Source organism: Clostridium sp. AM43-3BH (assembly GCF_003479985.1).
Taxonomy (GTDB): Bacteria; Bacillota; Clostridia; order Lachnospirales; family Lachnospiraceae; genus Otoolea; species Otoolea fessa.
In genome coordinates, this window is sequence record NZ_QUIH01000004.1 from 275,352 (window position 1) to 286,954 (window position 11,603).

Annotated in this window: 6 protein-coding genes; all 6 read left to right on the forward strand. The window is 50.7% G+C overall.

Annotation, left to right across the window (positions count from 1 at the left end; all coding sequences use genetic code 11):
- The first annotated feature begins 33 nt into the window (after positions 1-33).
- The 6 genes from DW931_RS08725 to DW931_RS08750 all read left to right on the forward strand — a co-directional run bounded on the left by DW931_RS08725 (position 34) and on the right by DW931_RS08750 (position 11,602).
- Entirely contained in the window at positions 34-1,749 is a 1,716-nt protein-coding gene (locus DW931_RS08725; RefSeq protein ID WP_118468124.1) for a [Fe-Fe] hydrogenase large subunit C-terminal domain-containing protein, read from the forward strand.
- The gene (locus DW931_RS08730; RefSeq protein ID WP_107000473.1) at positions 1,750-2,934 is read left to right on the forward strand and encodes a SpoIIE family protein phosphatase; all 1,185 of its coding nucleotides are present in this window, start codon (positions 1,750-1,752) and stop codon (positions 2,932-2,934) included.
- A 15-nt stretch (positions 2,935-2,949) separates the two neighbouring features.
- On the forward strand, positions 2,950-4,401 hold the full coding sequence (locus DW931_RS08735; RefSeq protein ID WP_107000472.1) for a 4Fe-4S dicluster domain-containing protein: 1,452 nt from the start codon (positions 2,950-2,952) through the stop codon (positions 4,399-4,401).
- A 925-nt stretch (positions 4,402-5,326) separates the two neighbouring features.
- Positions 5,327-6,556, forward strand: coding sequence for a DUF6273 domain-containing protein (locus tag DW931_RS08740; RefSeq protein ID WP_147353102.1), 1,230 nt, complete (start codon positions 5,327-5,329; stop codon positions 6,554-6,556).
- A 116-nt stretch (positions 6,557-6,672) separates the two neighbouring features.
- Positions 6,673-10,575: a peptidase A26 gene (locus DW931_RS08745; protein WP_118481952.1), complete on the forward strand. Its 3,903-nt coding sequence runs from the start codon at positions 6,673-6,675 to the stop codon at positions 10,573-10,575.
- A gap of 82 nt (positions 10,576-10,657) precedes the next feature.
- On the forward strand, positions 10,658-11,602 hold the full coding sequence (locus tag DW931_RS08750) for a hypothetical protein (RefSeq protein ID WP_118673144.1): 945 nt from the start codon (positions 10,658-10,660) through the stop codon (positions 11,600-11,602).
- Position 11,603: the final 1 nt, after the last annotated feature.

An 11,603-nucleotide genomic window follows, 5' to 3' on the forward strand; every position in this document is an offset into this window, starting at 1 on the left:
TTACATATAACGGCAAAAAGAGAGGGAGAGTCTATGCCGATTATTGATTTTAAGGCGACGATGTGTAAGCATTGTTATAAATGTGTGCGGGGCTGCGAAGTGAAATCAATCATGATCCGGGATGGTCATGCATATATCATGCCAAATCGCTGTATTCTCTGTGGGCAGTGCCTTTTGAACTGCCCGCAGTCGGCAAAACGTGTTCCGAGCGAACTTTCCAAGGTCAAAAAGCTGATTGAGAGCGGCGCACCGGTCATTGCATCGCTGTCGTCTTCCTATATGGGGGTTCTGCCGTATAAAAAGCGGGGGCAGGTCAAGTCAGCATTAAAAAAGCTGGGATTTACGAATGTTTGTGATGCGGCGGAGGGCGCCGCGCTGGCGACGGAAGAGTATGTCCGTTTATTAGAGCAGGGCGAGATGAAAAATATCATCACAACTGCCTGTCCGAGTATCGTGAACCTGATTGAGATTCATTATCCGGAACTCATCAAATATCTGGCACCGGTGCTGATTCCGTCGGGGATCCATACGCGCATGCTGTATGCGGAGTTTGGCGAGGCGGCGAAGGTAGTCGTGATCGGACCGTGTATCGCGGAAAAAGAGAAAAACAGGGTTGTGAAGCCGGATGCAGTCCTCACATTTGAGGATTTAAAACAGTGGCTGTCAGAGGAACAGATCGAGATCGAAGCATGTGAGGAAGAACCGTTCGAGGATCGTGAACCGGGCGCGAACCTGCGTTATCCGGTCAGCGGCGGACTGCTCACGGCGGTGACGGCGACTCAGAAGAAACCGGACAAGTATCGCAAGTTCTACGTCAGCGGCGTGAAGGACTGCCTGGATGTCTGTGAGGCGATGAAAACCGGCGAGGTGGCTGGCTGTTTCATCGAGATGAATGCCTGTCATGGAGGCTGTGTCAATGGACCATCCACGGCGACCTCAGTGTCGAGTTTTAAAGTTAAGCTGGATCTGGAAGCGATGCTTCCGAAGGAACCGGCAGATCTATCCCTGATGCATGAGGCGGCGCGCCAGGTGGAGGTTCACCGGACGTTTGCGGATCGTTCCCAGAAGGAGCCGATTCCGACCGAGGAAGAGATCCGGGAGATCTTGAAAAAGACGGGCAAGATGACGCCGGAGCAGGAGTTAAACTGCGGTGCGTGCGGTTATCCGACCTGCCGGGAGAAGGCGATCGCTGTTTTCCAGAAAAAGGCGGAGGTCGATATGTGTATTCCGTACCTGCATGACCGGGCGCAGTCGCTGTCCCATCTGGTGATGGATACGTCCCCGAACCTGATCATGATCATCGACGATGATATGCGGATCCGGGAGTGTTCGGTGGCGGCAGAAATGTATTTCGGCGTCAAACCGGAGGCGATCAAGGGAAAACCGCTGGAGGACTTTATCAACGCCGAGGATGTACGCGAGGTATTCCGGACGCACACAAGCGTCCACAGCCGGAAGGTGATCTATCCGGATCGGAATCTTGTGACGCTTCAAAACATTGCGTATATCGATGACGGCAATTTTGTCATTGCCACGATCATTGATGTGACGCGCGAGGAAAAACAGGCAAAACAGGAATATGCCAAGAAAAAGGCGACCATTGATCTGGCACAGAATGTCATTTACAAACAGATGATGGTTGCACAGAATATTGCCGGACTCCTGGGGGAGACGACGGCGGAGACGAAGACAACCCTGATGAAGCTTTGTTCCCTGATTGACGATGAGAGCGAAAGTGAGGTCCGATAAATGGGAGTAACCGTAGATGTCACGTTTAAAAGTCTGAATAAGTATTCAGAGATCCTGTGCGGCGATACGGTAGAGTGCCTGAAAACGGAAGATTCGGACGTTATCATTCTGGCGGACGGCATGGGAAGCGGCGTCAAGGCGAATATTCTTTCGACGCTGACGGCAAAGATTCTGGGTACGATGTTTTTAAATGGAGCCACGCTGGAGGAATGTGTGGAGACGATTGTGCAGACGCTTCCGATCTGTCAGACGAGACAGGTGGCGTATGCGACGTTCTCGATTCTCCAGATTTTCAACAACGGCGAGGTATATTTAGTTGAATATGATAACCCGCGATGCATTTTTTTGCGCTGTGGTCATGTGGTGGAGCTGCAGAAATACAAGCGTCTCGTCAAGGACAAGGAGATCAGCGAGTGCCGGTTCCAGGTTCAGAAGGGTGATGCGCTGGTACTTGTCAGCGACGGCGTGACGCACGCGGGAGTCGGAAAGAGCGGCAAATATAAATTTGGCTGGCCGTGGGAGTCGGTGGCAGAGTTTGTTTCGGAACAATGCCTGACCTCTCTTTCGTCGGCACGTATGGCGGCGGCACTCTGTGCGGAATGCAGCCAGATTTACGAGGGAAAACCGGGCGATGATACGACGGTTGTGGTAGCTCGGATCATTGACCGGAAACCGGTCAACCTGATGACGGGACCGCCGCTCGACCGCAACGACGATGAGACGATCACGGCGGATTTTATGAAAGATGAGTCGGCAAAGCACATTGTATCGGGCGGAACCAGCGCGACGATCCTGTCGCGGGAGCTGGGACGACCGCTGCGGGTATCAATGGATTACAGCGACCCGGATATTCCGCCGATCGCTTTTATGGAAGGCATCGATCTGGTGACGGAGGGAGTTCTGACGCTGCGGAAAGCGATCGAACTTCTGAAACGCTATCTGATCGAATGCGATTTAAGTTCTGAGTTTTTCAGCGAGTTGGACAAGAAAAATGGTGCGTCCATGATCGCGAAGATTTTGATAGAAGACTGCACGGAATTACATATGTTTGTGGGAACGGCGGCGAACAGCGCCTACCAGAATCCAGGGCTGGCGTTTGATCTGGGAATCCGCCAGAACCTGGTCAAACAGCTAAAAGAAGCAGTCGAAGGTATGGGAAAGAAAGTTACGGTAACGTATTATTAATAAGGAGGATAAAACATGGTAACGAATGACGCGACAATTCTGCGCATCAAACATGAGATACTTTATGAGGTAGCAAAGCTTGCCTGGAATGATCAGTTAGAGGACGGAAGAGACGATATTCCGTACAAAATCAGCCCTGGTCCGCAGGCACAGTACCGCTGCTGTGTATACAAGGAGAGAGAGATTGTCCGCCAGAGAATCCGTCTGGCAGAAGGTAAATGTCCGTCTGACCGCAATACAAACAACGTCGTACAGGTTATCAATGCAGCCTGTGAGGAGTGCCCGATTGCGTCCTACACAGTCACCGATAACTGCCGTAAATGTATGGGTAAAGCCTGCCAGAACTCCTGTCCGTTTGGAGCGATCAGCATGGGAAATACCAAGGCGCACATCGACCCGGATAAATGCCGCGAGTGCGGAAAGTGTTCCCAGGCATGCCCATACAATGCGATTGCCCATCTGGAGCGCCCGTGTAAGAAGGTCTGCCCAGTGGATGCGATTACCTACGATGAGTATGGTGTATGTGTGATCGATGAGAAAAAATGTATCCAGTGTGGCGCCTGCATCCATTCCTGCCCGTTCGGTGCGATCGGTTCCAAGACCTTCATGGTCGATGTGATCCGCCTGATCAACGCAGGCAAAAAGGTCGTAGCGATGCTGGCACCGGCGACCGAAGGCCAGTTTGGACCGGACATCACGTTTGCAAGTTGGAAAACAGCTTTAAAGAAGATTGGATTTGCAGATATGATCGAGGTTGGTCTGGGCGGCGATATGACCGCGGCAGCCGAGGCAGAAGAGTGGGCGGAAGCTTACAAAGAGGGCAAGAAGATGACGACCTCCTGCTGTCCGGCATTTGTCAACATGATCAAACAGCATTTCCCACAGCTGCTTGACAATATGTCCACGACGGTTTCCCCGATGTGTGCGGTCTCCCGTATGCTGAAGGCGCAGGATCCGGAGGTTGTCACTGTCTTTATCGGACCGTGTATCGCGAAGAAGAGCGAGACGCTGGATCTGAATATCCAGGGCAATGCGGACTATGCGATGACTTACGGAGAGATCCGTGCGATGATGCGGGCGAAAGACGTAAATCTGGAGCCGGAAGAGAACAGTATGCAGGAAGCCAGTGTATTTGGAAAACGCTTCGGCAACGGCGGCGGCGTAACAGCGGCGGTATTAGAATGTCTGAAGGAGTCTGGTGAGAATACCGATATCAAGGTAGCGCGCTGCAACGGTGCGGCTGAGTGTAAGAAAGCCCTTCTTCTTCTGAAAGTGGGACGTCTGCCGGAGGACTTCATCGAGGGTATGGCGTGCGTCGGCGGCTGTGTCGGCGGACCGAGCAAGCACAAAGCCGAGCTGGAGGCGAAGAAGTCGAGAGACAAACTCATCGCCGAGGCAGATGCAAGAGAAGTACATGAGAACCTGAAGGCGTATGATATGTCGTCGTTCTCGATGCATCGGCATTGATGTGGGATACCCTTGGGAGAATGTGGCTGAGATAAAATAAATAGGAATTTATATATGAGTTAGTGGGAAAGTGCCTGCTCTGGAAAATGAAATTTGGGATATGAATTTTATTTTCTGGGGCGGGCGTTTTTCGTTGTGAAAATTCCAAAAGAGTTCTTGCATTTAGAGAATAGATGTGTTAGACTCAATATATCTTATCGAAATGAACTGCGGTCGCAGGTGGTTTCGTTCTAATTTATCTTTTTATTCTGGTAATTTGTGAGGTGCGTTTCGCACAGAATTCGATGATTTAGGAAAATTTGGGAGAATCGGATAACTGTATCGTTATAAAAAATGTGCAATATATTATATGATATATGCAATGTAAAATGAAAGCTTTTTATAGACGGAAAGAACCGTTGTTTAACTCAGAGTGAGGATGTGTTTTGAATTAGAAGAATGAAAATAGAGAATAGAAATTTGATATAAATTAGAACTTATATAACTTGCGAAAGAGGATAAGAAAAGAGATGTGAAAAAGGTTTGAGGGGGGAGGTTTGAGTTGTTAAAAATAAACATGGGGGCTCATAAAGGGCGTCGCTGCCGGAATGGTACCATTTTGGGAATATCACTGATATTGATATTTTCATCCGGTAGAATGGCGCTGGCAGCTGAAAATGCAGTGAAACAGGCAGAAACAGCTGTCATAGTCGGCTACAGCGTCTCATTTATAGATGCTGAGAATGCAAATCATCTTATATTTCATACGCAAACGGGCAAAGTTTTGGAAGGAACTTCCCTGAATGTATCTTTCCCAGAGCAAATCATAGGGAGCGACGGGCATATCTGGAAATCAGCGGTACAGTCACCGCAAATATTTGAACTGTATGGAACAGGAACTGAAAAAATTTATATCAAATATGAAAGAGGCGGCAAGGTCCCAGAAATGGGAGCAGAGGAGGATGCCGCCATGCTAGCGCTTCGGAAACGCCTGGAACGATGGAAACAGAGGGCATGGGAGGCAGAGTGTGCCATATTTGGGCGCGAGGATGCGGCGGTATCGGGCAGCGATTCCGGTCTGACCGTTCAAAATCAGTCGGAAAATGATGCCAGGATCCGGAATCTGGTATCTGCGATCGGGGATGCAGCGTGGCATGAATTTTATCTGATTGGTCAGGATTTTACACCATCGGCAAAAACAATCGGGGTGGAATACGACGCGGTTTATTCTGAGGTGGAAGAGGATTCCTTTTCGGTGGATGGAAAGGAATATATCATCACGCGCATCCGGGTGCGGAGAAAATGGGATGACCGTACTTGTACGCATCAGTGGAGCCAATGGGAGTGGGAGGAAAATGATTGCTTAAAGAATGGGCGGGCAGTGTATGTCTGCGGACGATGTCAGAAAGAAAAGATAGAGCGCCTTCCGGCGCTGGGGCACCTGGATGAAAACGGGGATCAAATCTGTGACCGCTGTGGAAGCGTGGATTGGAGTGAAAGTGAAATGCCCGAAAAAGTGATCTGGAAGGAGGGCGATGTCCAACTGCGCGAGGTGGGCGGAGAGATTTTGTCATTTACCTGTATCGACGACGATTACCATGACTGGCAGAATGAACACCGGAAAGCAGCGCTGTTTCTCTGTGACCGCGTGATCCGGGCGGATGTGGACACGGCACCGGGAAAAAAGATGAAGATTTTCTCGTTTGGCAAAGACAATAATTATAAAACTTCGCAGGTGCGCGCATGGCTGCAGAAAAACAGTCAGAACAGCAGCTTCTGTCTGGAACCGATCCATACGGGAATCCAGACCGCGTACATGGGAAGCACGGCGGCTGGTGCATTTTCGCAAACGTCCGGGCGGGAACTGGCGCGTCATGATATTGGTTTTCAGCTTATGAACGACCAGCTTTTCTGCCTGTCATTGGAAGAGGCACTTGCGTACCGGGAATATCTATGGCGGTTTGATTCCGGGGATGATAACCCACAAAGTCAGGTCAGTGCCTATTCACAGGGATATTATCTGCGGACGCCTTTTTATTTGCAGGATGAAAACGGGAAATTCATTTATAATCAGCAGATTTATGGCGTTGATCTGGTAAATGGCTGTCTGCGTCCGGTGAGGACGGACAGTGAGACATATGGAGTACGTCCGGCATTTGCACTGTCACAGATGTAAAAAAGAATACTTGTTGAGCTTGGAAAGCGGGAGTGAAGCTGTTTGGCAGTTTGATTAGGAGAAAAGATTGGACAAGGGGAAATCAATCTAATGTTTGGGGAAAGAGGGGAACGTGTATGGGGAAAAAGAAGATGAAAAAAGTGATTCCATTTGCGGTGATGACGACGATGCTTTTGTCGGCGACGCTGCCGGCGTTTGCGGCGAGCGGGTTTGTGTTTGAGGATTGGGATTTGGGGATTGTTTCGGAAAGAAAGGAAAAGTTGGATGATACAGACGATGCCATAAAAAGGCAGAAAGAATGGCAGAAACTGGCTGCATCGTCCAGTGAGCTTATGAATGCGGATGTGAGGGCAACTCCCTCAGAATTACGTTCTTCCAAAGTCATAGAGGCAACTCCTTCACAATTAATCATGCCGCGCGTTATCGTCAGCGCCAGCCTCGGAAATCTCTGGGAAAACTGGGATGTGGCGGATTTGAGCTTTCTGGATGGAACACATGGACTTGGAACGAAACAAAAACCGTATCAGGTACGCACGAAACATCAGCTGATGGGACTTAGCTTTTTGGCGGCATTTGGCATGCAGCCGGATCACGGCGAGGTGGAAGAAGAGATCGTAGGGGATTACCGGGGCGCATGGTTTGAGCTGACGGCGAACATCGATCTGGGAGGAATGGACTGGAATCCGATCGGTTATTACCGGGATGATTCGGAATTTTCAGGGGAGGTGACGCACCCGTTTATGGCAAATCTGGATGGAAACGGTTATAAGATTTCAAATTTCCGGTTTGCAGGAGGCAGTTCGCCGAATGTTGGATTTTTTGGTGCGCTGGATGGGGCGGAGATCCGAAATCTGACTCTGGAACCAGGAAAGCCGGTCAAGGGAGTGCGTAAGGTGGGAATTTTGGCAGGAAATGCGAAGAATTCCAAGATTTTTAATTGTCAGGTAAAAGGCGATGTGGAAGGAACCGGAGCGGTCGGTGGAATGATCGGGCACATGGAAGGCAGCACGGTGGAAAACGGAATGGCACAGGTAACCGTCCGAACGACGGGACGTGCAGCCGGAGCGCAGGCGCTTGCGGGCGGAATCGCCGGGGAAGCGGCGGATGATTCTCGTATCATTGACTGCCAGGTCCGCACCGGGGATAACAGTACCTCGCGGATTCAGGGAACGGATGCGACTGTCGGCGGAATTGTGGGGCTTCAGAATGGGGCGGCTCTCTACAATACCTATGTAAATGGCACGATCGGCGGTTCTGGCAGCCAGAATGTCGGAGGACTCGTTGGAGAACGAATCAGCGGAGACTTGAAAGTGGGGCGGTTTGAGGGAATGATCGGTCAGTCGGGAACCGGGGTTGCCGGACACAGAGGAACCTTCATCGGATACCGCGCACCAGCTAATTATTTTAAATATGGGGATGACATCGCGTACCTGTTTGCGGATACGGAAGCGAAAATCGCAAACAATGTCTGTGGAAGCGGCATTTCAGATGATAACCAGTATACATACGCGGCGCACATCGGATATTCCCACGCGAAGGACAATTTCTTCACGCTGGTATCCGGCGGTGTCACGCGGGATGTGGACGAGCGATATTTTTATGAAGAACTGGAACAGGGGATTCTCTCGATTGTGGATGAAGAGCTGGGCGGGGAGATGGATGCGGAGTCGGTCGGGTATGATCTTGACCATTTTGCACCAAATGATGCGGGACGCCCGGTCCGTGGTTATCTGATTACGATTCCGCAGGTCGATACCGTCTCCAATGGAACGAATTATTACGATGTGGCAGTGCTGGAAGCGCGGGGAAATGGCGCGTATTACCGGACACTCGATAAAAAACACCGCGGTGCGGTGGCACCGGGAAAGACGGTGACGGTCAGCACCTCGGCAAAGCAGGCGGAAAAAGCACGCTTTCAGATGGAGGGAGTTCCGACGTATACGCGTGGGAAGAGCCGGAAAGATACTACTTATGTAAACGGCGGCGAGTATTGTTTTACGATGCCGGAGGAAAATACGCAGGTGTCGGCGGTTTATAAAAAGGTGGCAGTTTCGGTCGGGCTGACGCCGGGCGTGACGAAATTCCAGGTGGTGCAGGAGCGGACCGGAAACCGGAAACATCCGACGAAAGTCACACGCGTGATGGATGGAAATGGAAAATTAATTGCGACGTACATCCATGGAAATCTGCAGGCGGGAACACAGGTGCAGCCGGTGACGGTGCAGGCGATTGTGGATCGGAATAATGATGTGGCGGATGCATCGGTGCGCTGGAGTATCGATGATTCAGATTTGATTACGTTACTTCCAAATGACGATGAGGAAAATGGTTATACGAAAAAGAGCGCGTCGGTTCAGGTAAATTTAAATAGTTCGTTTATCACTGATATAGTACGGAAGCTGGAAAAAGAGCAGGCAGACCGCGGATACCAGTATGCGATCGGAAGCGACATATACGGAGCAGGGTATCAGAACGGCGGCGTAGCGGTGCTGACGGCAGAGACGAAACCGGCGGCGAGCTTTGATGGGAAGCCGTGCCGGGGAAATGCGCGGATTGAGGTTACGTTCCAGATCAAGGATCAGACCTATGTAGCCAATGAAGGTGCGGCACTAAATCAGGATCAGTTGAAATTTGAGGTGGTGCGGACATTAAACGGAAATCGGAAACATCCAGATGAAATGATCCGGGTTACGGCACCGCAGGTCTTGAGTGCGTCTTTTACACCCGATTATTTTGACCGGAAAGATATATCGTGGACTGTCGGTGACGCAGCACTGATTTCGGTGGACGGCGAGGACAAGTCGGCCGGTGTGCAGGCGAAAAAGGATGCAAAATGGATCCGGGATCTGATCGCGGCAGATCAGGGCAGACATGTGAATACACCGTATGAAATACAGACAGCTTCCGGCAGCCGCACGACGAAGGTGACAGTGATCGGCGATGATATGCTTGGAAACCGGCAGACGGCATCGTGCAGAGTACAGGTGGATTTCCGGACAGTGGACGAATCGAAGATTTGTGTGGAAGGCATCAGCCTTATACCGAAAACGCTGCAATACGAGATCAAACGCACCCGGACGGGGGCGGGTTATCGTCCGGTGGAGGCATGGACGGGAACCGGTGCGAAAAAGCTGGCAGCGTCGGTATTTCCGGCGCAGGCGTTTAACCAGAAAGTGACATATCAGGCAAGTGATGATTCGCTGTATGTATCATCGGATGGAACCGTGACGGTCAATACGACGGCTTCCTGGATACAGGAGCTTGACCGTCAATACTTAAAATCAGGCAGCCATACGGCATATGTGACCGTGAAAACCGAGGATGGTGGCTTCACGGACCGGGCGGCAGTCACAATTCAGTATGAGGCGGTCGATCAGACATACAGCGGAGGTTCCCATTCGGGCGGAGGTTCTCATTCGGGCGGCGGCTCGGGTGGAGGCTCTTCTTCTGGAAAGGGGGCAGCGGCAGGAAGCAGTGCAGCGAATGCAACCGGACCGGCATCGGGGTTCAGTGATTTGACAGGAGCGGGTATTGGAAATCTGACAGAAGGACAGGCAGGACCCGGGCAGAATGCGGATGCGGCAGCCATACCGGAATATGTAGTAGCTGGAAACTGGCGGAAGAATGCAGATGGAAGCTGGCAGTTTGAAGCGGGCGGTAGAAGCTATGCTTCTGAATGGGCGGCTGTCTACAATCCATATGCCGATCCGGCAAAGGGGCAGAGTACGTTTGACTGGTTCCGATTTGATGGAGATGGCAGGATGGTGAACGGCTGGTATACGGATGTGGATGGAAACACATATTATCTCTGGAAGGAAATGGATGGAACACAGGGACGTATGCTGACTGGCTGGAACTGGCTGCCGGGAAGCGATGGAGTGTTTCATTGTTACTATTTTCAGGAAAAATCTGATGGAATGAGGGGACGTTTGTATCGAAATACGCACACGCCCGATGGGAATTTAGTCAATGCGGATGGTTCCTGGGTGCTGGACGGAATAGTACAGACGAGAAGCTGAGAGAGGAGGAGAGAAGAAAACAGAGACAAACAGGAAAATGAAGTGGAATGACACGGAAAGAATAAAAATGGGGGTAAAAAAAATGAAACAGGATAAGAAAACAACCAATAAATCTGGATGTACAGCCGTACTGGCAGCAGCCATGATCGCAGCCGGAGGTTTCAGCGCTTATGCGGGCAATCAGGGGACGCATGGCGGTGAATGGAAGGACACAGAGAGTCTGAGATGGGAGTGGCAGAATGGAGAGATGAGTTTTTATGGAAATGGAAGTATTTTTTCAGAGCAGCACCCAGAGATCAGCGATCCGGAATATTACCTGAAAGAGGCAGTCCGTTATCCGGGGGAAGCAAATCCAGGGTGGAATACGAAGGGAGAACCGAAAGCAAATTATAGCTGGGCTTCGGTCGAAGAACTGCAGAAATTTGTCAATAGTTTTGACTGGATTCATTTGGATGAAAAAACGCGTCTTCTGTATGTGCATAACCGGATTGCAAACGGAGAGGGAGGTTTTAACCAGAATCATTACGGTTCGCCGGAGGAAGCAAAGGATTTCCCGGTTTTGGAAGGAGGCGTTGGCGTCTGCCGGGATTTCGCGGAAGAATTTCAGTTCCTATGCCAGATCGTAGGGCTGGAGTGTGTGACCTACACGCCGGAATATCTCCATGATGCGTGCCTGGTGCGGATCGGCACGCAGTGGTATGCGACGGATCCGACCTCCAGCCTGCCGCTATTTTCAAATGCGAAAACATATCCGGTTGACTTTGAGACGGAGTTTTACCGCTATGAGAATAAGGAGCGGGAGCAGAGAAGAAAGGAGTATGAAGCGGATCCAGACAGTCTTGCCAATGTGCTGGCGCTGACCTTGAGTATGCGGGGAGAAGGGACGATTTCCGAGTCTGCCTGGGAGAAAATACAGGCACCGATGGGGCAGATAGAAGAACAGTGGGGACGACAGGAAATATCAAGACAGGAGTATGAAAAGGGGATTATCTCGCTGCTGAAATCAGTTTGGGGAACTGAAAAATAAA

What these genes read in the sequence shown, in the direction of transcription:
- DW931_RS08740 (WP_147353102.1), top strand. Translation starts at nt 5,327, where the DNA reads ATGGGAGCAGAGGAGGATGCCGCCATGCTAGCGCTTCGGAAACGCCTG.
- DW931_RS08735 (WP_107000472.1), top strand. Translation starts at nt 2,950, where the DNA reads ATGGTAACGAATGACGCGACAATTCTGCGCATCAAACATGAGATACTT.
- DW931_RS08750 (WP_118673144.1), top strand. Translation starts at nt 10,658, where the DNA reads ATGAAACAGGATAAGAAAACAACCAATAAATCTGGATGTACAGCCGTA.
- DW931_RS08730 (WP_107000473.1), top strand. Translation starts at nt 1,750, where the DNA reads ATGGGAGTAACCGTAGATGTCACGTTTAAAAGTCTGAATAAGTATTCA.
- DW931_RS08745 (WP_118481952.1), top strand. Translation starts at nt 6,673, where the DNA reads ATGGGGAAAAAGAAGATGAAAAAAGTGATTCCATTTGCGGTGATGACG.
- DW931_RS08725 (WP_118468124.1), top strand. Translation starts at nt 34, where the DNA reads ATGCCGATTATTGATTTTAAGGCGACGATGTGTAAGCATTGTTATAAA.